The organism is Legionella jordanis, from assembly GCF_900637635.1.
In the GTDB taxonomy this organism is placed as follows: Bacteria; Pseudomonadota; Gammaproteobacteria; order Legionellales; family Legionellaceae; genus Tatlockia; species Tatlockia jordanis.
Genome location: NZ_LR134383.1, coordinates 765,207 through 788,324, shown reverse-complemented (window position 1 = coordinate 788,324; position 23,118 = coordinate 765,207). Strand labels below are relative to the sequence as shown.

Here is a 23,118-nt window from a genome sequence, read left to right as displayed (position 1 = left end):
AGAATAGCCATTGCAGGATCGAATGGCTATTCAATGATTCGTTAAATATTAATATTCAACTGATACAATTTCGTACTCAACGGTGCCACCAGGCGTTTGCACAACGACAGTCTCATCAACGTTCCTGCCGATTAATGCCCGACCAATCGGTGAGCTGTATGAAATCTTATTAAGTTTAATGTCCGCTTCGTCTTCGCCCACTATTTGATAGCGAATCTCCTGATCCGTTTCCAGATGACAAACGTGGACTACAGCACCGAAAACGACTTTTCCATTATTCGGTAACTTACTGATGTCAACAATTTGGGCATTTGAGAGTTTGGCCTCGATTTCTTTGATGCGCCCTTCGTTAAAACTCTGCTGTTCACGAGCGGCATGGTATTCAGCATTTTCCTTGAGATCACCGTGTTTGCGGGCAGTCGCTATCGCTTCGATGATTCGAGGTCTCTCAACAGTTTTTAATCGCTGTAATTCTTTTTGTAGTGCTTCTGCACCTTGAAGCGTCATTGGATGCTTTTGCATATCCACCTCTAATGTAAATCCTGTAATCGAGTCACGGTTTCCCGATCTTCATATTTCATAGCCAAACACGCAGCTTCAGCGCCAGATAACGTCGTAGTATAGCTAACCTTATGCTGCAATGCATTCCGTCTTATCGCAAACGAATCTGCGATGGCTTGTTTACCTTCGGTCGTATTAACAATGAAATCTATTTCATTATTTTTAATGAAATCTACCACATGCGGGCGCCCTTCAGCCACCTTAAATACACGTCGGCAATCAATGCCAGCCGCTTGCAACACCAAAGCCGTCCCTCTTGTTGCGATGATTTCAAAACCTAATTCAATAAGCCGCTTAGCAATTTCTCCGATGCGGGCTTTATCTGCATCACGCACAGACACGAAAGCTCGTCTGCGTTTAACAATATTGCTGCCCGCCCCAAGCTGGGCTTTAGCATAAGCTTGTCCAAAGCGTCTCGCAATACCCATCACTTCACCAGTCGATTTCATCTCAGGGCCCAAGATGGAATCCACGCCGGAAAATTTAATGAAGGGGAAAACGGGTAATTTAATGGAGTAAAAAGCAGGCATGGGATAATTTAAGGATAAACCTTGTTCTTTAAGGCTCTGACCTACTTTACAGCGGGCGGCTATCTTCGCTAGGGGAAGTCCTGTGGCCTTCGAAACGAAAGGAACTGTGCGTGAAGCTCGAGGGTTTACTTCAAGCACATAAATGTCATCAGCCTGAATGGCAAATTGGGCATTTATTAAACCCACTACCCCCAGTTTCAGTGACAGTTGACGAATTTGTTCTATAAGATCTTGCTGCACGACAACACTTAAACTAAAAGGTGGCAAAGTGCAGGCGGAATCCCCTGAATGAACACCAGCTTGCTCGATGTGCTCCATAATCCCGCCTATTAAAACCTCTTTGCCATCACAGACCGCATCAATATCCACTTCAATGGCATCATTAAGGAACTTATCCAATAAAACGGGTGAATCGTTTGAAACAGCAACGGCATGAGACAGGTAGTGGCGCAAATCTTCTTCTTGGTAAACCACTTCCATGGCTCGCCCACCCAATACATAAGAAGGGCGTACCACCAGCGGATAACCAATGCGTTTGGCCAATTCAATGGCTTCTTCCTCACTGCGGACGGTTCCATTCGCAGGCTGATGCAATTTCAATTCCGTCACGAGCTTTTGAAAACGCTCCCGGTCTTCGGCTTTATCAATGGCATCGGGTGAAGTTCCAATGATTTTTACCCCGTTTGCTTCCAGGGCACGTGCTAATTTTAATGGTGTTTGGCCACCATAATGCACAATAACCCCTTCGGGTTGTTCCACATCAACGATGGCTAAAACATCCTCAAGGGTAACCGATTCAAAATACAGGCGATCCGATGTATCAAAATCAGTTGAAACAGTTTCTGGATTGCAATTGACCATTATGGTTTGATAACCCGCTTCCCTGAGTGCCAGGGCTGCATGAACACAGCAATAATCAAACTCAATCCCCTGCCCTATCCGGTTAGGTCCCCCACCCAGGATCATAATTTTTTTCTTATCCTGGTCTGGATTCGCTTCACAAAAATCGGCGTAACAGGAATACATATAGGCAGTAGTGCTGGGAAATTCCCCAGCGCATGAATCAATTCGTTTATAAACCGGTTTGACATCTAATTCCTGGCGGTGAGCTCTCAATTGCTCCTCAGTGATGTAAAGAAGTCGTGCTAGATAGGCATCTGAAAAGCCACGGCGTTTCAATTGATGCATGAGCGTTTTATTTATTTCACTTAAAGATTTTCCAATAATGCTGTTTTCCAGGAGGACCAATTCTTGTATTTGCATGAGAAACCAGGGGTCTATCTTACTTTCCTGATGTATTTCCTGCAGGGATAAATCATGGCGGAATGCATCAGCGATATACCAAAGCCTATCGGGTGTGGGCTCTCTCAAATGGCCTCGTAAACTGGTAATATTCTCTCCTTTAAATAAAGGCTCCAAGCCACTTCGCCCAATTTCCAATCCTCGAATAGCTTTTTGCAAGGACTCCTGGAAATTGGAACCAATGGCCATCACTTCCCCTACGGATTTCATTTGCGTGGTTAACGTGTTTGGAGTTTGTGGGAATTTATCAAAGTTAAAACGAGGAATCTTGGTAACAACATAATCAATGCTGGGTTCAAAAGACGCGGGAGTTTTGCCGCCTGTAATTTCGTTTTTAAGTTCGTCTAGGGTATAGCCAACTGCCAATTTCGCTGCAATTTTAGCAATGGGAAAACCGGTTGCCTTGGAAGCCAGGGCAGAACTTCTTGAGACGCGGGGATTCATTTCAACAATGAGCATTCTGCCATCTTCAGGATTTACTGCGAATTGAACGTTGGAACCTCCGGTATCTACTCCTACTGCTCGCAACACTTTAATCGCGGCATCACGCATGCGCTGGAATTCCTTATCGGTTAATGTTTGGGCTGGAGCGACGGTAATGGAATCCCCTGTATGGACCCCCATGGGGTCAAAATTTTCAATGGTGCAGACGATAATGCAGTTATCGTTTTTGTCCCGCACAACCTCCATTTCATATTCTTTCCAGCCAAGAACCGATTTTTCAATGAGCAATTCATGAGTGGGCGACAATTGCAGACCACGTGTGCAAATTTCTTCGAATTCTTCCCGGTTATAAGCTATTCCACCGCCACTTCCCCCCATGGTGAAAGAAGGACGTATGATCGCTGGGAAACCCACCTGCGCTTGCACTTGAAACGCTTCTTCCAAACTATGGGCAATCGCTGAACGCGGCATCTCAAGACCAATGTTTTTCATTAGCTGACGAAATTTATCTCGGTCTTCGGCTTTATCAATGGCTTCCCGTGTTGCGCCAATCATTTCCACGGAATATTGGGCAAGGACTCCTTCTCGCACTAAATCCAAAGCACAATTTAATGCGGTTTGACCGCCCATGGTGGGGAGCAGCGCGTCTGGCCTTTCCTTCTCAATAATTTTGGCCACTTCCCGCCATTGAACAGGTTCAATGTAGGTCGCGTCTGCAAGCTCAGGGTCAGTCATGATGGTGGCAGGATTGGAATTCACCAAAATAACTCGATAGCCTTCTTCTTTAAGAGCTCTAACGGCCTGCGTTCCCGAGTAATCAAATTCACAAGCCTGGCCAATAACAATAGGGCCCGCACCGAGAATCAAAATGGATTGTATATCAGTTCGTTTTGGCATAGTGATTTCGAAAAAGAAAAAAGTGGCCTATTTTACCGAGTTTTGCCTAAAGATTATACCCACCAGATTTAAATTAATCTTAAATAAGCTTTTTGCAACAGAGTTAACAGATACTCAAGAGGTCTTTTTTTAAGTGTAGCTCGTGATAAACCATCCACAACCTCCTAAAACAAGGGCTATTCATCGTTTTGCAAACGATGATTCGAGGCGGACAACATACTGGAGCTCTTTCGGCATTGATGAAGACGACTTATGCAATCTGGATCATTGCCATTGACATGTGCGGGTGATGTAAACTGGACTTAGGAAGCCGTGCGATAATTATGATGCAATTTCATCCACAATTCGCCAAGCACTTCGTGCATCGCAATGCTCAAATAGTACAAATTATAGGGATTTGGCACTACCATTTTCGCCCAACGCTCATCATTCCAGAAAAAGCTGTAATCCGTGGGAGCAGGAATCGGGTTTAAACCCTGCGCTTGGCAAAGAGCCAATGAGCGCTTCATGTGGATGGCCGAAGTCACCAAATAAAACGGTTCATTCCTTACAATGGCTTTAATTTCTTTCGCTTCATCCGCCGTATTGATGGATTTAGTCTCAAGTCTAATATTCTGTGCTGGAATGGAAAACCAGGAAGCAATTTCAGCAAGGCGTCTGGATTCAGGAACATCAAAACCATAGCCCCCTCCGGATAACAACAGCTTAGCTTGTGGTAATTGCCGATACAAGCGAACGCCCTCCAAAAGTCGTTTGATGCTGGCGCAATTGAGCATGCTGTTGACCGGTTTGTTCTTTACTTCGGCTGACCCGCCACTAAAAACAACAACCCAATGAATACTTGGATTGGCTTGCACAATTGCCGGATAACGCTCCTCCAGTTGCAGGGTTAAAGCCCGTGGCAGCCAGCCTGTGCTGAATATTAAAAACAGCAGCAGCACCCCGGTAAACCCCCATCGAATCCTTCGCTTATTACCACAATGCCAAAGCAAGAGCAGGCATAATGCAAACAACAACAAACAAAGGAAATAAGGATTTAAAAGCGTCTCTAACACATGGCGAATAACAGCCATCAACGTACCCTTCTCATTAAATACAAACCTAACAAAGCAAATATGCAGGTGGGACCTATGGCACCCACTTCCGCAGGCCATTGCAACACTTGACTAATCGGACCAAAAAAACGATTGACAATATGAAATCCAAAGCCGACCGTAGCACCTATCAAGATTTTTGATCCCATGGTGGATGAGCGCAGCGGCCCGAAAATAAAGGGTATGGCGAGCATCATCATAACCGCTGTTGTGATTGGCTGGATCAGTCGCTGCCAATAGGCCAATTGATAGTTTAGAGCACTTTGATGATTCTCTTTTTGAGCGCGAAGATATTGACGCAGGTCATGTAAATTCATCTCATCCGGCTCATTGCTGCTTCCACGAAGAACCCCGGGCTTTACTGAAACATCCCAAACCATCTCAGGAAGTTTGCGTGTGATTGTTTTATCATCATCAAGAGCCGTTTCGGCAACATCAAACGCTTTCCAATGATCTTCAGCGAAAACAATTCGGCCAATTTCTCGCGTCAATCGCATGCGGTGATTGGAATCAAAACGGAACTGATGAACATTTTGCAGCACCCCATTGGGCAATACGGTATCGATGGCTACGAAATCATTATTATTACGCAGCCAAACCCCATAGGCCGTTCGCAAGGTTTGACCACCATTAATGGCTTGCATTTTTTCATCATTGCCCCAGCGCGCCAGTTTGGGAACAATGGTTTCACCGACTATGGTTACCAATACGATCAGCAAAAAAGCAATTTTTAATACGGCCAGGGTAACTTGACTAATCGACATTCCTGCGGCACGCATTACAATCAACTCTCGATTATTAGCAAGCACCCCAAGACCAATCAAACAACCCAGTAAACTGGCCAACGGGAAAAAGAGATAGACTTGATAGGGCATCTGCAATAGCACATAAAAAGCCGTTTGCAAAATGCCAAAATCGCCCTTACCCATATCATCCAATTCATTTATAAAAAGAATAAAAATTTGCAGCCCTATCAGCAGCAGACTGACGAGGGCAATGGATGCAAGAACGGTTTTGGCAATGTAGCGATCCAAAAGCTTCATGATAATTTTACCCGATTGCGCCAAATCAAAAACAGTCCAAGAAGAACGACTGACAAATGAAGCCACCAAACTCCAACCCATAACGGTATTTTGCCGGCAATAATCCAGTCGCGAGTCACAAACATGAAATTGGCATAAATGATGTAAATCACAATTGCTGGCAAAAGTTTGGCAAATTTGCCCGAGCGGGGATTCACACGACTTAAGGGAACTGCAAGCAAGGTTAGGACAAACACCATAATGGGCACGGACAAACGCCATTGCAGCTCGGCTGCCTTGCGCAAATTTGGATTAGCAAAGGGCAGAAGTTTGGCCGTGGGTGAGGTACGGATATCTCTATCTCTTAAGGTCAACGTGGGATGGGGAAGCCGAACTTTATATTGTTCAAACTGCGCCACCTGGAAATTGGCTTGTCCCGGCAATCCTTCGTATTCATTGCCTTGTTGTAGAACCACATAATCTTCTAAGGTCTTATGATCCGTTTCAGCAAAGGCATGATCAGACCACAAAATACTCCATTGCAGTTTGTTGTCCTTAATTTGCTTGCGTGCCAAAAAGATATTTTGCGCTTTCTTATGGTTGCGTGACATTGACTCAACATAGAACACTTGTTTGTCAGAAACTTGGCGAAACCGTCCTGGAATAATGGTTTGAATCAAGGTCTTCACTCCCGAAGTACGCAATAATTTAGCTCGTTCTGTGGCTATTAGGGGGTTGACCCACAATACAATCACCATCACCACAATGCTCACCATTGCAGCCATAATGAAGCTGTGCCGGTATAATTGGGATGGGCCATAACCGCAAGCCTGCAACACAGTCATTTCACTTTCAGCATACAAGCGACCGTAAGCAATAAGTAAAGCCACATAAAAACCAAGCGGCAACAAAAAACCCATAAGATTCGGCAACTCAAGCATCATCAATTTCATAATGATCATGCCAGGAATATGACCCGCTGCCGCACGATTGATGTATTGCACAAATTGGTTGCTCATAAATATGAGCAATAAAATAGCCGTTAACGCGATTAACGTTGTGAAAACTTCTTTGGCTAAGTAACGAAAAATTAACACGGCTTATCTCAATGGCTGGTTGGAGCTTTTAGCATGCATCAAATCCGAATGAAAACCTATTTTAAACCCTTTTCCTTGTTTTGTCCTTTGAAGCCTTATAGTAGAATCAAGCAAAGGCATTCTGGCTAGGCCCAGAAATTAACTCATGGTTTTTACTGAACATAGGAAGTAAAAATGAATTATGGATTGGTCGAAAATCCTACACTAAAAGCTAGCGACTGTCTAATTTTAGGTGTTTTTAAGGACCTGGCGTTCGAAGATTGGTTAAAAAATCTTGATAAAAAACATCATGGTTTAATCACTCGTTTGTTTTCACATCTAAAAGAAAATGGAGATTCGATTTGGCAGGGGGATGTCGACGGCCAAAGCTTGATGCTGATTAATTGCGGAAAATCCTCAGACTTTGATCTGAGCTCCTTACGCAAGCGGCTTTCCGCAGCACTGGATGCCGTAATCAAACAACGTTTGAAGTCCATTACCATTGGTCTACCACAAGTTGCGACCCTTACGGCTGACAGGCAACTGGAACACATGATTTTGCATGCGGATGCGCAACTCTATCAGCTGCTGACCTTTAAAACAGATAAAAAACCTTATCCTTTGGAATCCATTGAATTTTACTTGCCAGGGGCCGACGCAAAAACCATTGCTACCGCCAAAGCAATTGCGTCAGGCATAGAATGCGCCCGCACCTTGGCCAATTTGCCAGCCAACATCTGCACCCCCACTTATCTTGCAGATCAAGCCACGGAATTGGCGCAAACACATCACCTCATTACCACAAAAATCATGGGGCCAGAAGACATGCTTGCGATGGGAATGGGAGGCATTCTGGGTGTCGCTCAGGGCAGTCAACAGGAACCTCGTTTGATCGAAATCAGCTATTGCGGGAATGGTGATTCTGCTCCCGTGGTTTTAGTCGGCAAGGGCATCACCTTTGATTCAGGGGGATTGTCCATTAAACCCGCTATGGGCATGGAAGAAATGAAATACGACATGTCGGGGGCTGCCAGCGTTTTTGGTTGTATAAAAGCTTGTGCCCTGATGAATCTACCCATTAACGTGACCGGTTTAATTGCTTCTTCAGAAAATTTGCCCAGTGGCTCAGCAATTAAACCTGGAGACATCATCACCTCCATGTCAGGACAAACCATTGAGGTATTAAATACGGATGCAGAAGGAAGACTGGTTCTGGCCGACGCCTTGACTTATGCTGAGCAACTGGATCCCGCTTTTGTACTTGATATTGCTACTTTAACTGGAGCAATGGTTATTGCACTTGGCTACGTCACTACAGGATTTATGACCCAGGATGATGAATTGGCGGACAAAATTCTTGCCGCAGCCAAGGAAGCAGATGATAAAACCTGGCGTATGCCCTTAGATGATGAATACCAAGAGGCTTTAGAAAGCCCTTTGGCCGACATGATTAATGCTTCTTTTGATCGAGCCGCAGGGGCCATTACGGCTGCTTGTTTCCTATCAAGGTACACAAAGAAATATCGGTGGGCACATCTGGATATAGCTGGTACTGCTTGGATATCTGGAAAAAAACGCAATGCCACAGGTCGTCCAGTTCCTTTACTTATTCAGTTGCTACGTCATGTTGCCTCGAATTGATTTTTATCTTTTAAAAGACAGCGAGGAACAATCCCCATGGCTCCTCGCTTGCCGTTTGCTTGAAAAAGCCTATTTGCGCAATCATCGGGTTTTTGTTTTTTGCAGCAACCAGGAAGATGCCTATCGGCTTGATGAGCTTCTTTGGACTTTTAAGGACAACAGCTTTATTCCACATAATTTACAAGGTGAAGGCCCTGAGCCTCCCCCTCCGATTCAAATTGGCTATCAGGGAGAACCCCGAGGGTTTAATGACATTTTGCTTAATTTAAGCCATGAAATCCCAACCTTCTATGGCCGCTTCCGCAGAATTATGGAAATCGTCAGCAATAATGAAGCCGCTAAGGCAGTAAGCCGAAACCACTATCGCGAATACCGCATGAAACAATGTGAAATTCACACCCATGAAATTGTCCTAACTCCACAATCTTAAGACATCAGAGTTAGCTGACTAAATAGCAACACATGAGATTTGAATTTCATTGTAATTTTTCATCCAAAATGCGCCTGTGGCTCATGAATTCCAATATGGATTAAGAGCAGTTGAGGTCTATGGCTAAATTCCCCATTTGACCTCAACAATGATTTCAAAAAATTTAGGCATAATTTTAAACGAGCGTTATTGAGACCCGTATTTTCCTGCCAGATAATGGGCTACGGCACGCAATCCCATTGCTTCTCCACCTTCCGGTTTGCCAGGTTTCGAAGACAGGTTCCAAGCCATAATGTCAAAATGCAACCAACCGAGTGGAGCATTAAGAAACCGTTGTAAAAACAAAGCAGCAGTAATTGCTCCCGCATAGGGCGAGGCGCTGCAATTTACTAAATCCGCAACACTGGATTCCAGCATGCTTTCATAACCTGAGAAAAGCGGCAGCCGCCAAATGGGATCATCACAATACTTGGCTGAATCCATTATGGCTTGGGCCAATGCATCGTCGTTACAAAACAAAGCCGCAATTTCAGTTCCTACCGCCGCTCTTGCTGAGCCGGTTAGTGTTGCGAAATCAATCAATAAATCAGGTTTTTCCTCACAAGCCTTAACGATGGCATCAGCTAAAATGAGTCGTCCTTCAGCATCGGTATTATCCACTTCAACGGTTAGGCCATTGCGCATGGTTAAAATATCTCCAGGGCGAAAGGCTTCAGGACCAATGGCATTTTCGACTGCAGGAATTAAAACCTGCAGTCGAAGGTTTAAATTTTTCTTCATAATCCATTTCGCCAAAGCAATGGCATGAGCCGCCCCGCCCATATCTTTTTTCATCAAACGCATCCCCTGGGCCGGTTTGATGTCCAAGCCGCCACTGTCAAAGCATACTCCCTTCCCTATAATGCTGACTTTTGGATTGTTCTCATTCCCCCAGGTTAAACTGAGCAACCTTGGTGATTTGGCTGATGCACATCCTACCGCGTAAATAGCCGGAAAATTATGTTGCAGTAATTCTTTCCCCACCCATTGCTGAAATTGGCCGTTATGTTGCTCGGCCAAATCTTCAAGAACCAGGGCCAATTCTTCTGGACCTAAATCATTGGTGGGTAAGTTAATTAAGTTTCGCACCAGAAAAACTGCCTCAATGTCAATCGAAACATCGGCTAATTGTTCTTCGCGAACCACTAAACGTCTTGGATTGATGTCTTGCTTCTTATATTTGCCGAATCGATATTGTGCCAAGGCCCAATTGGTCAGTGCGGTTGGCGTTAAATGTTCCTGAGCTATGTAACTGCCCGGAATCAGACGGGTTGCTGCATAAGCAATAGCCTGCTCTGCATTTTGCTTCCCGGTTCCCACATAAGCTTTGCTGGCTGAACCATCCGCTTCTGTTACGATGCAAACATCGCCTAACTTAGCTTTAAATTGCTGTAAGGCAAAGGCTTTTTGCTCGCGCTCGTTAAATTGCTCCAAACCCTCCTCCCACTGGGTCTGCCTGATGAAAATTAAAGGGAGGGAATTTCCTTGTGAGGTTTGGAAAAACAGATTTGCCTCCATAATTACTCCTTCATATGACCACGGAATTGGGCTGGATGCATGCCCACCAGTCTTAACGTGATAATGTAAATCAAAACTGCTGCAACCACATGCCCGAGCAAAAGGGATAGCCGCCCTGCTGCCGTCAATGCTAACCAGACCTGCGGTTCACCCGCTACAAAAAATAAATAAGCCGCTACAGCTGCATTAGCCAACAACAGTTGGATGATAAATTTTGACCAGCCGGCTGAAGGCCGATAGATACCTCGCTTGATCAATAAAGCCAGCATAATGCCTGAATTCACATAGCCAGCAAGCGCCGAAGCCAAAGCCAGCCCCGCGTGAGCTAAAGGCCAAACTAATAACGCGCAAAGAATGCTATTAACAAGCATCGCAAAAGCACCAATTTTAACCGGCGTATGAATATCCTGCCTGGCATAAAACCCCGAGGCCAATACTTTGACCAGCATGAATGCTGGTACACCTGATCCTAAGGCAATCAGGCTTTTTTGGGTTTGCAATAAATCATTAGCGGTGAATTTCCCATAAGCAAAACAACCTGCAATCAGCGGCATGGCAAACATTGCAAGCCCTATCCCCGCAGGGATGCCAATGAGCAGAATCAGGCGCAAACCCCAATCGAGTGCATGGGAATACTTTTCGGTGTTCTGCTCTGCATGACGACGTGCGAGGTGAGGCAAGATAACGGTGGCAATGGCAACCCCGAACACGCCTAAAGGGAAATCCGTTAAACGATCGGTGTAATACAACCAGGTGACGCTACCCACTTTCAAAAACGAGGCGAAAATTGAGTCCACCATTAAATTCAATTGAGCAATGGAAACACCAAACAGGGCTGGGACCATTAATTTTAAAACACGTCTGACCCCCGGGTCATTCCAGACCAGTTTTGGCTTCACCAGTAATTTACGGTGGTAGAGAAAAGGAATTTGGAACAGGAATTGCACAATACCTGCAATCAAAACACCCCAGGCCAATGCAACCACAGGTTGAGCCATGTGCGGGGATAAATAGACCGCGGCCCAAATCATAGAAATATTTAACAGTACCGGAGTAAACGATGGGACACCAAAATATCCATAGGTGTTAAGCACTGCTCCGGCCATAGCGGTTAATGATACCAACATTAAAAAGGGAAAGGTTAAACGCAGCATCTCTGTTGCTAACAGCGAACGGGCACTGTCCTCTCCAAATCCTGGAGCAAAAAGCCAGGTAATAACTGGTGCCCCCAGAACGCCTAATAAAGTTACCAAAGACAGCACCGCACCCAATTGTCCTGCAATGTGTGCTATGAATTCCCGCACCTCACTAAAGCTACCCTTTTGTTGATATTCAGCTAAAACAGGCACGAAGGCTTGTGAAAATGCCCCCTCTGCAAACAAACGGCGCATAAAATTGGGGATTCGAAAGGCGACGTAGAAAGCATCCATTCCCGCCTGTGCTCCAAACAGCTGGGCAATAATCATGTCGCGCGCAAAGCCGACTAGCCGAGAGATTAGGGTCATCATCGAGACTAAAGAAGTCGAGCGCAATAAAGTTTGTCGTTTAGGTATCATCGTTTCAGTTGCAGACATGATCCGAATAAATTCAAAGGCAATGAGGTTATGATATACCCGATGCTCTCAATATGCGAAATTAAGTTTTACTGATTTTAAGGGGTTTATTTTAATTCAGCTGTGGTTCCACTAAATTATCGGCAATTCATATGCAATTCTTCAAGATTAAGCTATAATTTTGCATCTTAAGACATAAGAATAAAGCCTTTTATGGCTTAGTCTGTGTTGACAAATTCTGACGCATTGTGCATGATCGTCGTCTTTTTGCAAAATCTGAAATGAGTGGAGATTTTTAAGTGGCAAACATTAAATCAGCAATCAAGCGTGCCCGTCAAAACATCAAATTGCGTAAGCATAATGCCAGTGCGCGTTCTATGTATCGCACTTACGTTAAAAACGTAATCAAAGCCGTTGAGGCTGGTGATCTGGAAGCTGCTCGTACTGCCTACGCCAAAGCACAACCCATTATTGACAAGGCTGCTAGCAAGGGCTTGATTCACAAAAATAAAGCTGCCCGTTTAAAGAGCCGTCTTTGTGCCCGCGTTAAGGCTATGGCTGCTTAATTTTTTTTTCATCGCTCTAGCAGTTCTGAATACCGGACCGAATTAATTCGGTCCGTTTTTTTTATATTTATTTCTGTCGCTCGGAATAAATTTCATGCCCCTAAGCATTCTAAAACAATGGATTGAAGAAGAAAGACAAGCGGGAGCACCAAACCCTCAGCAAGCTGTTTTAGCCACCATTGGCCAAAATAATATTCCTCATAGTCGTGTTGTAGCCATACGGGAAATTTCAAATCAGGATCTGTTATTTTTCACCCAAAGCTCTACAAGAAAAGTTATTGAGCTGAGGAAAAACCCTCATATTTCTTTAAATTTCTGGTTTGAACTTAAACAAAGACAAGTGATTATTGAAGGACAAGTCGCTCCTTTGAGTGAGCAAGAAAACCAATCCTATTGGTTCAGTTACCCCAAGGAAGCACAAGTTAGATTTCTAGCTTACGCCCCCACTTCAAGCCAAGTTATTCCCTCAAAACAAATTTTGGAGCAAAGAAAAAAACTTTTTGCGAGGCAATTTACCGAACAGCCAGTGCCATTTACCCCCTTGTACATTGGCTATCGCATCATTCCCTCCACTTTAAGATTTTACGCTTATCGTCAGGATGAGCTCTCCGACGTGTGGGAATTTAATTATCAAAATCAGGGATGGAAAAAAGACATCCTGTCCCCCTGAAATAGAAAACGCCGTACCAGGACATTTCTAATGACTATACTCAAGCCCCCGGGTTGTGTTCCTGGACACATTGTGATCAGTGTAGAACAAACAAAAAATGAGTAATAAGGGCACGATAATATCCATCCAAAACCATGAGCCGGCATTGCCAATGCTGTGATTGTCATGAATCAACATCTGTGCCACATGGCCCAAGGCATTGCCCCACAACCAACAGCTGCTGCCTATCACCATTGCCAAGCGAAAACCAAAACTGGCTTTAAAAGCCAAAATTGCCGTTATCCCAAAGGCCAAATTCGCCATTGCCACCTCAAACTGAAAAGGACTGGTTTTCCAGCCAATTTGGTGAGCAGTCATTGCAGGGAAGAAAGCATGCATACCAAAGGCGTAGATGGAAGTAAACCCCAGTGCCAACAAGCTGAGCCATCGGAAACAAATTTCAGCAAACGAGGGATGTTTTGCCAACAGCAGATTGATCATGATTAACAATATAGCCAAGATCAGCATCATCAGGCCAAAATTACTAAAGAAATAAGTGACTGTATCCATTGTATTTGCCCCGAGCAGTCCTTGAGTTTCGGAATTACAATAGAATGCAAAAGAATGGTTAAAATTGCAATGAAGGAACACCTGCCAAAAAGGCAGGTGTTAGTGAGCCATTACTCAGCTGCTGAACTCAGGTTAACTGGTGCAGTAGGCAGGCCTTCCTGATTTAACTGCTCGAACGCTCGCTTTGCTGGAATGTATTGCGGGAATTGATTCATAATTTGATTCAAAATCATGCGCGACATAATTTCATTGCCGCCATTCCATTCACTTAGAGCATCAAAATACATTAGATTTGCAGATTGCCTTGCCAGTGTAGGTGTTTGATTCAACACAACAGGTTCAATAAAACTTAAACGGTCCTGTTGTTGGGCATCGAGCCATTGCAGTGTTTTACGGGCCAGGAGACTGCCATTAGCACTTGCTTGTGCCAATAAACGCTTGCCCTCATCAACTTTCGGTTGGCCATTAATGCCTTCTAATTGCAGCAGAGCCAATTGATATTGGGCATAAGCATTATTATTGGCAGCCAATCCAGTATAGATTTCAGCTGCCTTTTGATTGTCTTTAATAACGCCCAAGCCATATTGATACATACGTGCAAGAGCGAGCTTGGCTTTATCATTGCCCTTTTCAGCCGATTGTTGATAATAATTCACCGCGTCGGCAAAATCGAGTTTGGTTCCTACGCCGGTTTCGGATAACAACCCTAATTGATAAAGAGCCGTGCTGTCCCCAAGTGCCGCTGCCTTTTTATACCAGTGCAAGGCTTGTTGCTCCTCACGATTTCCAGCAAAGCCATTGAAATATATCTCCCCAAGTTGAGACATTGCTTGTTTAAGACCTGCATCAGCAGCCTGATTAAAGAGAGTTTTAGCTTTTGTATAATCTACTGACATGCCTTTGCCATCTTCATAGATTAAGCCTAAGTTGAATTGGCCGGCCTTATTATTCTTTTCAGCTGCTAGTTGATAGTTTTCGGAAGCACGCTGGTAATCATCATCAACCGTTTCATAAATAAACCCCAAGGCTACTGCAGAGCGAGGATAATTGCTTTTGGAAGCTGAATACCATTTCTTCGCTTGCTCATAGTCAGGGGCATTGCCAATCCGTCCTAATTGATGCATGCGAGCCAATAGGAATTGCGCAGTAGGTTGACCTTGCTCAGCAGCTGCCGTATACCATCTCGCGGCAAGCTCAGGATTTTGTTCGGTACCCAGACCCTGGTCATAGAGATATGCCAATTTCAGTTGAGCTTCCTTATCACCCTTATCTGCAAAATACTGATAAATATCTCTGGCTTGTTGCATGTTTTTGGGATCACTGCCTGAAGCGAGGTAGTAATCTGCAAGAAGTAAACCAGCTGTGCTGTTGCCAAGTTGTCGAGCCTTATCTAGTTCAGGCAGAAAATCCTCAGCATGTTCCTGCTTTAATACCGCCAAATTTAGATTGGCATAGGAGAACCCAGCATCGGCGGCTTGTTGCAGTAACGCTTTCCCTCGTTCCAAATCCTTGCTCACACCTGAACCTTCAGCATAATAAGTACCCAGGATAAAGGAGTTAACAGGGTTGAGGCCGGCCTGTTGGTACCAGTATAGTGATTCTGCATCATTGGCTGCTACAGCAATGCCACGCTCATACATGATCCCTAAGAGCAAGGCCGCATAGCTGTTGCCTTTTTTCGCCTCTTGTTTAGCCACTTCGAAGGCATGGGCCTGTTTTTTAGGATCTTGATCCATGGCATTGTAGAAAGCCAGAGGTAAATTGGCCTCCGCTACCCCTTCCTGAACTGCGCCCGCATACAACCGTTTAATCAATTTGGCACGATTGGTTTTGGCAGCGACGCTTAAACCGCTGTTTTTTTGTTTAACCAAATACTCAGCCAATCGGTATTGCGCAGGACCAAAATGGTTGGATGATGCCAAATAATACATCGACACAGCTCGCTGGGGATCCGGTTGAATAACTAGGTTACCCGCTGGATCCTTAAACCCTTTCTCGTAAATATTGGCCAAGGCATATTGTGCATGGACGTTACCTTTAAACGCCGCATCGGTTAGCCAGCTTATTCCCTTGTAGTAATCAACGGGCGTAGTCTTTCCTTCCAAATAAAGGAGACCTAAATTGTATTCAGCCCTGACGTCTTGTTGCATGGCTGCCAATTCGTAATAAGTAATGGCTTGAGGAATATTTTTAGCCACTGCAATGCCATAGTCATAAAGTTGGCCGAGCTGAAATTGGGCGGCAGATTCGCCAAGAATGGCTCGTCCATATAATTCACTCAAAACGGCTTGCATATTGGATTGATATAGCCAGCCCCTGGTTAATTGATCGAGATAATTAAAGGGTTGCGGATCATCAGAAAAAGCATAGGGTAGATTTTGCTGAGCTACAGAATAGTTTTCTGGATGAGCCACCGCAAGGGATGAAGTAAGTTGAAGCGCTTCCATCTGTGGATCCAGGGAATAACGTTGTTGGAAGAAGGAGTTGGCGCTATCTTGATTGAGTGCGGATGCAATCATGTCAAAATACTCACTGATGGCAATTTCCTTTGGCTGCATCATTGCAAATTTGGGATTATAAAGTTCTCCACGACTGACTGTTTCCATGAGCGGAGCAACATTATAATTGTTCTCCTTTAATGCCCTTGGATTTTTCCAGGCGTTGTAAATACCGCCTAAACGAAAACCGTCGATATTAAAATTGCTTATCTTGCCATTGCTAAGCCATTGAGATACTTCGATTGCGGGCTTTGTTTTTGCCTTAAAGGCCGCAGTCTCCTTCGCTTTTTGTTGCCATTGTGCCGCCAGCGCTGGATCAGCTGAAACCCCGTTACCCGATTGATACATGCCAGCCAGGATAGTTTGAGCCTCTGCAGAGCCATTGCGTGCGGCCTGCAATACCCACATAAATGCGGTTTTTGGATTATATAATTTATTCTTGCTGTCGAGGTACAAATTAGCCAGAGCCATTTCGGCTTCGGTATCATTAGCGGCAGCAGCTTTGGTATACCAATCCTTGGCCGCATCAAAATCATTTTTAGCAACCGCCAATTCCCCTAGTTTACGTAGGGCAGGAATATAGCCCTGGGCTACTGCCTGATTGATGAGTGCATTGGCTTTTACTTCATCCTTAGGCAGCAATTTACCCGTCAGATGTAATTCAGCCATTTTCAGTTGAGCTTTTGGATTGCCCTGCTCAACCGCTTTGTTTAACCAAATCAGACCTAATTTTTTATTGGCTGCATTGCGGGCATCCAGGAAATATTCAGCGATGGTATATTGGGCAATGGCGTTTCCGCGTTTGGCGGCATCAATGTAATATTTTCTCGCGGCATCCGCATTTACTTTGGTGCCAAACCCAAATAAATTCGCGGCTGCACAATACAATTGCGCGTTTAAATCACCTGCTGCGGCGGCTTTTTTAAACCAATATAAAGCTTTTTCTGGATCTTTTGCATCAATTAAATGATAACGTGCCAGCAACAGCTGTGCCTCCAAAACTCCTTTTTCACCCGCTTGCTCAAAATATCGAAGCGCCATCGCATTATTTTTTAGTTCTCCATAACCGTACAATCGCATGCGGCCTAAATAATAATTGGCAATAGGGTCTTTCTCTGCTTCTTTAGCAAGAGTCTGGGCAGCTAGAGGATAGTTACCCTGACGATAAGCCTCAAGACCATTCACTGCATAAACGGATTGGCTTCCAGTGGCTGCAACCAAACAAAACCATGGTACGAATGATTTCATGGTAATTCCCCTTCTCTCTTATGTTACCGCATAACAGCGGCTTATCGCGCAGAATTTTTGTTCATGCATCACATACCTGGAATAACACCGTAATGCACCACATCCCTTATTGCGCCATTTTTATCATTACTATTGACGATCCAAAAATTGCCGCGATTGTTTAAGCCATAACGTACATTGGTGTACTCACAGACTTTTAAACTTTCCGCGCAATCCACGATTTTTCCATATGGATTTTTTGCTTCTGGCACCGTGCAAATGAATTTAACTTTCTTTTCTGTGGTTGATAACCCAGCCCACTGACGAGCATTAATGCTGTGATTTAAATATAAACTCCGAGAACTTTCACCATCACGCATTTGAAATAAATTAACCGGTTGATTTAAGGCATTGAATATAAAATACAACGACTGCCTTTTCCCTGCCATACTCGGCAATAAATGCAGTGTTTTTAAATCGAACTGATAACCCGTGTCGTAACAACCGATGGGATTTTTCATATTATCTGCTTCTTTTACTGCCTGCGGATCTTTGTCTGCAGTTGATTTTTTTGCCTCAGCAGCTCCCATTACAACACATAAGGCAGATAGCAAAAGAAGGCTCTTTTTTAGTTGAGTTTTTGTTTTCATTGCTTTTTCTCACTCTGTGCGATAAGGGGTCGAACAATAACTTTCGTTCCTAAGGTCTGCGTTTTATCATTAGATAAATCAATAAATTCATGATTCATCCACTTTGCATCTTCGGTGAACATCCTCACACAACCGTGGCTGGCCCGATAGCCTGGAATGTCTTGCGCACCATGGAGGGCAAACCCTTTATGAAAGTACATGCAATAAGGCATTTTGGCTCCGCCTTTACCGACAGGGAAGACATTAGAGCGGCATTTTTCATTTTCCTTGCTGAAAAAATGAAAGATTCCTGTCATGGTTCTGCAGGTTTTGCTGCTATGGTCTGAACACACGTCGCTACCCGATGAGATTGGCCCCCATTTCACCAAATGGCCTTGCACATCATAAGCAGCCCAGGCTAATTTATCCTGGTCGACAATCACTTGTTTTTCGCCCGGCTCTATTTTTAAAGGAAAAGGTGAGAAATCCAACATGGTTTTATTCGCCATATTTTTAGGTACGGCTATCTCTTTTCCTGCCCACAGGTGATTGTAGGTTCGATTGAGCCTTTGAACGATGTCTCGCTGTTGCGGATCAGGAAAAAGGGACTCCCAGGTCTGACCGCTGCTCACCTTGATGCATTCGTATTGCGGGTATCCACAAAGTCCGGTACCATAGTAAGTATTTGCATGGATTGCCAAGGCCGGCGTACTGAGTGCAATCACTTGTAGTAGTTTCTTCATTGTGATTCCCCTGCTCTTTTGATTTAATTATGCTTATGCAAAAATCGTGCTTAAAATACAAACGCCTTTTCTAAAGTTTTATTTCGGTCATTCCCTCAGAAAGTTTAGAAATAAAACTGACATTCTTATAGAAGCTGAATTAAATTTTTGCAGGTCTTGCAATTTCTTATTACTCTTAAATAAGGAGAGCAAATAGGATTTAACAATGCAATGGATGGACTTAACCCGCAGAAATATTGGAAAATGGATAGGCCAATTCGGGCTTGACCCTCAGGAAACACCCTATCAAATCATTGCTGACCTTCCCGGAGCCAGGATTCGCAAATATCACAGCCGTGTGTCTGATGCGGGCTTAAATCTTTTAATTATTCCAGCACCATTTAAACGCCCTTACATCTGGGATTTAATCCCCAGAGTCAGTGTCGTGCAGCAGCTTTTAAGTATTGGCCTGAAGCTGTATTTACTGGAATGGACTATTCCAACGGAAAGGGAAGAAAATTATGGCTTGCTGGAGTATGTCCATTATTTGCCGCTTGAAGCCATGGAAGTCATTGAAGCCGACAGCGGCCGAACAGAACCAAGAATACTGGCTGGGCACTCCTTAGGTGGAACTTTTGCTGCTATTTTTGCAACGCTATTTCCAGAACTCGTTTCAGAATTGATTCTGGTTGATTCACCTTTGGTTTTTGGGAAACATGGCGGCCCTATTGCGAAAGCCGCAGCCGCTATTCCCGATTTGGAGATGATTAGACCTCTTACAAGCCCATCAGTTTCCGGATCTTTCATCAATTGGCTAAGCCTCAACGCTTCACCTGAAGTCTTTCAAATGCAGCGTGTTATGGATTGGGTAGCCAGCTGCCTTGACCCACTCGCTTTGGAAATACACAGCAAAGTGGGAAGATGGACTTATGATGAATTGCCACTGCCCTGGCCGTTGTTTAAAGAAACAGTTGAACAGTTATTCCGTCAGGATCGCTTTTTGAAAGGAACTTTAAAAATTGGCAAAGGCCAAACCGGCATCAGCCATTTGCACACTGCAACTTTAGCCATAGTGAACCCCCCTGGACTTATTGTTCCTCCAGATTCAACAATCCAGGGACTTCATGTCGCCCACAATGCATCTGCAGAAATTTTGACTTATATGAGTGATAACGGTCCCATGTTTCAGCATTTAGGGCCTTTAGTCTCTCCCATTGCCCATCAACAACTTTGGCCAAAAATCTTAAATTGGATTAAAAAGCGACATCCGGAGAGCTATAGAAATTTATACGACTAATTTAGACATTAGCTAGACCTATTGATGAAAATGCTCATAAATTCTTCTTGCCAATGCTTCATTAATGCCATTTACCTTGGCAATTTCCTCAATAGGGGCACGGGCCAACTCACGCAATCCGCCAAAGCGGCGTAATAGTGCCTGCCGTCTTTTGGGGCCAACGCCTTCTATGGTTTCCAGCGAAGAATCCAGACTGCTGCTTTGCCGTTTTTTACGATGAGAAGTGATTGCAAAGCGGTGGGCCTCGTCGCGAATGTGCTGCAGTAAATGCAGTGCTGGTGAATCAGCAGGCAAACTTAACTCTCGGTCTTCACTCGATAAAATAAGACGCTCCCAACCTGCTTTCCGTTCTGGCCCCTTGGCTATGCCAAGTAGAGTTACTGAAAAAATTCCCAATTGCTCAAAAATGCGCTTTGCGACCGCAACTTGCCCTTTACCGCCATCAATAATCAGAACATCCGGCAAATTTTGCTCTTGTAACAGTTTCTTGAAGCGCCGGGTAAGGGCTTGCTCCATGGCGGCGTAATCATCACCGGGGGTAATGCCATGAATGTTAAAACGTCGATAATCACTTTTTTTGGGGCCTTCACTGTCAAAAACCACACAAGAAGCAACCGTTGCTTCCCCTTGGGTATGGCTTATATCAAAGCATTCCATTCGGTCAATGGCTTGCTGGCGTTGTAAAAATTGCCCTAAGGCATCATACCGTTTTTTCATGGTGGCCGAGGAAGCTATATGGTCGGCCACGGATAGATTTAAATTATTAAGAGCAAAATCCATCCACCGAGCTTTTACGCCTCTTGGTTTTGTTTGGATTTGACACCGTTTACCACGCAATTCACTCAACATCGTTTCCAGAGCTTTCAGATCATCAATGGCCTGATTGCTTAAAATAAGTTCTGGGATTCTTTGTGGCGTATCAATATAGTAAAAGGCAATAAACGCTTCAAAAACCTGCTGCCATAAATCGTTCTCAGCTTGTTCATCTTCAACAAACTCTCGCTGAGGTACCGTAGGGAAGAAGCTGTTGCTTGCCAGAACACGCCCATCTCGAATAGTGACACATTGTATGCAAGCAAACCCAGGTTGCGCTTCGATGGCAATCACATCCGCATCCCCCCTGAGTTGAACCACCCCTTGCTGCTCCTGGATTAAACGCAAACTCTTGATTTGATCCCGCAGGCTGGCTGCTTCTTCAAAGGCAAGATGCGATACGGCTTGCTCCATCCTTTTTTCCAAATCATCGAGGATAAGTTGCGATTTCCCTTGCAGGAAACGTCTTGCATCCATAAGCGCCTGTTTGTATTCCTCAGCAGAAATGTAACCTGTACAAGGCGCGCCGCAACGTTTAATTTGATATTGCAAGCAAGGACGTGAGCGGGCATTAAAATAGCTGTCTCGACAATTCCTGATCTTAAAAACTTTCTGAATGGTACTTAATGTATCGCGAACCGCTGCAACGCTGGGAAATGGCCCATAGAACTCCCCTTTTTGGGGCTTTTTCTTACTTCGATAAAGCTCCATTCGAGGAAATTCATGGCCAGTGACATGAATATAGGGGTAGGATTTGTCGTCTCTTAGCAATACATTGTATTTTGGGCGCAGCGCTTTGATTAAATTACTCTCCAGCAGTAACGCTTCAGTCTCACTACGAGTAATGCTGACTTCAATATCAGCGATTTGACTGACTAAAGAACGGGTTTTGCCCCCTGTATTTTGCTTATTAAAATAGCTGCTAACCCGCTTCTTTAAGTCGCGTGCCTTACCCACATAAAGAACTGTCCCTTCGTTATCGAGCATGCGATAAACACCAGGATCATTACTTAAATTAGCAAGAAAGGTCGTCAAATCTGAGGAATTCATAACTAGTATTCAATAAAATTTATTCGCAACATCATGCAATGTAATTCTAGCGAAAAGCAAAAGGGTTTGGGTGAGGTTTTCGCAAGAGAGTCAGGATTGGTTAATGTTCATCATGCAAGGCATCATTGGGTTGTTCAATCACTCGATGTTTCATAGCCAGAAACGTCAACTCCACATCATTTTTAATACCCAATTTTTCAAACATGCGGTAACGATAGCCATTGATGGTTTTGGAGCTCAAGAATAAACGATCAGCAATATCCTGTACTGTCATACCACTGGTGATCATCAGCATCACTTGCATTTCCCGTTCAGATAGGGAATCAAACGGTGAGTCTTGCGTGGCTTCCAAACTGTTAATAGCCATTTTTTGCGCGATTTCGGCACTTAAATATTTCTCACCTCTTGCCACTTTGCGAATGGCTGCGGCCATTTCTTCAGCGCCGGATTCTTTGGTTAGATAACCCATTGCCCCTAATTGCAGGACACGCGTCGGCATTGGCTCAGCACAGACAGCCGTAACGGCAATCACTTTAACCAGAGGATTGGTTTTCTTAAGACGCCTTGTCACCTCCCAACCATCTATCCCTGGCATTTTCATATCCAGCAGTACCACATCAGGTTTATGGGATTTGACTAACGTTAAAGCTTGTTCGCCACTTTCAGCGTCTGCTACCACCTCAACATCTGGCATATCTTCCAATAATCGTCGAATACCCATTCTGACTAGGGCATGGTCATCAACAATTAGAACTTTTATCAAGCGATGCTCCTTGACCTGCAGCCAATGAACACAAAACATGCATCGATATTAGCAAGACTAATCGGGCATTACAATTGCGCTGATTGTTGCTCAGTGAACGGTTATCCCTGTTCAGTTGCTAAACATCCCCACACATAGTCTGCTCCTTTATGAAAGCGAGATTTGTGTCTTTCAATAGTATAGTCCATTGCTCACTGACAAAGTAAAGCCCGTTTGATAATCCTGTC

18 protein-coding genes are annotated in these 23,118 nt (G+C 44.3%); 5 read left to right on the top strand and 13 right to left on the bottom strand.

The genetic code is table 11. From position 1 onward, the window contains the following. Positions 1 to 48: 48 nt before the first annotated feature. From greA to lptF, 5 genes are all read right to left on the bottom strand, one after another. The gene (gene greA, locus EL203_RS03740; protein WP_058472167.1) at positions 49 to 522 is read right to left on the bottom strand and encodes a transcription elongation factor GreA; all 474 of its coding nucleotides are present in this window, start codon (positions 520 to 522) and stop codon (positions 49 to 51) included. An 8-nt stretch (positions 523 to 530) separates the two neighbouring features. After that, the gene (carB, locus tag EL203_RS03735; protein ID WP_058470456.1) at positions 531 to 3,734 is read right to left on the bottom strand and encodes a carbamoyl-phosphate synthase large subunit; all 3,204 of its coding nucleotides are present in this window, start codon (positions 3,732 to 3,734) and stop codon (positions 531 to 533) included. 302 nt (positions 3,735 to 4,036) lie between these two features. Next, a complete protein-coding gene (locus EL203_RS03730; RefSeq protein WP_058470457.1) occupies positions 4,037 to 4,807 on the bottom strand; it encodes a YdcF family protein in 771 nt (256 codons plus the stop codon). Continuing rightward, on the bottom strand, positions 4,807 to 5,877 hold the full coding sequence (gene lptG, locus EL203_RS03725) for an LPS export ABC transporter permease LptG (protein WP_058472168.1): 1,071 nt from the start codon (positions 5,875 to 5,877) through the stop codon (positions 4,807 to 4,809). The genes EL203_RS03730 and lptG overlap by 1 nt, the downstream gene beginning before the upstream one ends. Continuing rightward, positions 5,868 to 6,947, bottom strand: a complete 1,080-nt coding sequence (lptF, locus tag EL203_RS03720; protein ID WP_058470458.1) for an LPS export ABC transporter permease LptF — start codon at positions 6,945 to 6,947, stop codon at positions 5,868 to 5,870. The genes lptG and lptF overlap by 10 nt, the downstream gene beginning before the upstream one ends. A 174-nt stretch (positions 6,948 to 7,121) precedes the next feature. Between lptF and EL203_RS03715 the strand changes: the two genes are divergently transcribed. Both EL203_RS03715 and EL203_RS03710 read left to right on the top strand, forming a co-directional pair. Continuing rightward, the gene (locus EL203_RS03715) at positions 7,122 to 8,567 is read left to right on the top strand and encodes a leucyl aminopeptidase (protein WP_058470459.1); all 1,446 of its coding nucleotides are present in this window, start codon (positions 7,122 to 7,124) and stop codon (positions 8,565 to 8,567) included. Beyond that, a complete protein-coding gene (locus EL203_RS03710) occupies positions 8,551 to 8,997 on the top strand; it encodes a DNA polymerase III subunit chi (protein ID WP_058470460.1) in 447 nt (148 codons plus the stop codon). Before EL203_RS03715 ends, EL203_RS03710 begins: the two co-directional genes overlap by 17 nt. Before the next feature lie 186 nt (positions 8,998 to 9,183). Here EL203_RS03710 and EL203_RS03705 read toward each other — a convergent pair whose 3' ends face one another. Further along, entirely contained in the window at positions 9,184 to 10,554 is a 1,371-nt protein-coding gene (locus EL203_RS03705; protein ID WP_058470461.1) for a leucyl aminopeptidase family protein, read from the bottom strand. Between the two features lie 2 nt (positions 10,555 to 10,556). Next, a complete protein-coding gene (murJ, locus tag EL203_RS03700; RefSeq protein WP_058470462.1) occupies positions 10,557 to 12,128 on the bottom strand; it encodes a murein biosynthesis integral membrane protein MurJ in 1,572 nt (523 codons plus the stop codon). A 278-nt stretch (positions 12,129 to 12,406) separates the two neighbouring features. Here murJ and rpsT point away from each other — a divergent pair, with 278 nt between their 5' ends. After that, positions 12,407 to 12,673: a 30S ribosomal protein S20 gene (gene rpsT / locus EL203_RS03695; RefSeq protein ID WP_058470463.1), complete on the top strand. Its 267-nt coding sequence runs from the start codon at positions 12,407 to 12,409 to the stop codon at positions 12,671 to 12,673. 94 nt (positions 12,674 to 12,767) lie between these two features. Beyond that, on the top strand, positions 12,768 to 13,343 hold the full coding sequence (locus EL203_RS03690) for a pyridoxine/pyridoxamine 5'-phosphate oxidase (RefSeq protein ID WP_058470464.1): 576 nt from the start codon (positions 12,768 to 12,770) through the stop codon (positions 13,341 to 13,343). Between the two features lie 27 nt (positions 13,344 to 13,370). Here the strand turns inward: EL203_RS03690 and EL203_RS03685 are convergent, their stop codons facing one another. From EL203_RS03685 to EL203_RS03670, 4 genes are all read right to left on the bottom strand, one after another. Further along, positions 13,371 to 13,892, bottom strand: coding sequence for a DUF6790 family protein (locus tag EL203_RS03685; RefSeq protein WP_058470465.1), 522 nt, complete (start codon positions 13,890 to 13,892; stop codon positions 13,371 to 13,373). A 110-nt stretch (positions 13,893 to 14,002) separates the two neighbouring features. Beyond that, positions 14,003 to 17,638, bottom strand: coding sequence for a tetratricopeptide repeat protein (locus EL203_RS03680; RefSeq protein ID WP_058470466.1), 3,636 nt, complete (start codon positions 17,636 to 17,638; stop codon positions 14,003 to 14,005). 68 nt (positions 17,639 to 17,706) lie between these two features. Further along, the gene (locus tag EL203_RS03675) at positions 17,707 to 18,267 is read right to left on the bottom strand and encodes a hypothetical protein (protein WP_058470467.1); all 561 of its coding nucleotides are present in this window, start codon (positions 18,265 to 18,267) and stop codon (positions 17,707 to 17,709) included. Then, a complete protein-coding gene (locus EL203_RS03670) occupies positions 18,264 to 18,989 on the bottom strand; it encodes a L,D-transpeptidase (RefSeq protein WP_058470468.1) in 726 nt (241 codons plus the stop codon). Before EL203_RS03670 ends, EL203_RS03675 begins: the two co-directional genes overlap by 4 nt. Before the next feature lie 205 nt (positions 18,990 to 19,194). Here EL203_RS03670 and EL203_RS03665 point away from each other — a divergent pair, with 205 nt between their 5' ends. Then, complete coding sequence (locus EL203_RS03665; protein WP_122224911.1) at positions 19,195 to 20,265, top strand: alpha/beta fold hydrolase; 1,071 nt, start codon at positions 19,195 to 19,197, stop codon at positions 20,263 to 20,265. Positions 20,266 to 20,283: 18 nt separating this feature from the next. Here EL203_RS03665 and uvrC read toward each other — a convergent pair whose 3' ends face one another. Both uvrC and letA read right to left on the bottom strand, forming a co-directional pair. Next, positions 20,284 to 22,128, bottom strand: a complete 1,845-nt coding sequence (gene uvrC, locus EL203_RS03660) for an excinuclease ABC subunit UvrC (protein WP_058470469.1) — start codon at positions 22,126 to 22,128, stop codon at positions 20,284 to 20,286. Positions 22,129 to 22,228: 100 nt separating this feature from the next. Beyond that, positions 22,229 to 22,891 carry a two-component system response regulator LetA gene (gene letA, locus EL203_RS03655; RefSeq protein WP_058470470.1) on the bottom strand — a complete coding sequence of 221 codons (663 nt, stop codon included), beginning with the start codon at positions 22,889 to 22,891 and terminating at the stop codon, positions 22,229 to 22,231. Between the last annotated feature and the right edge of the window lie 227 nt (positions 22,892 to 23,118).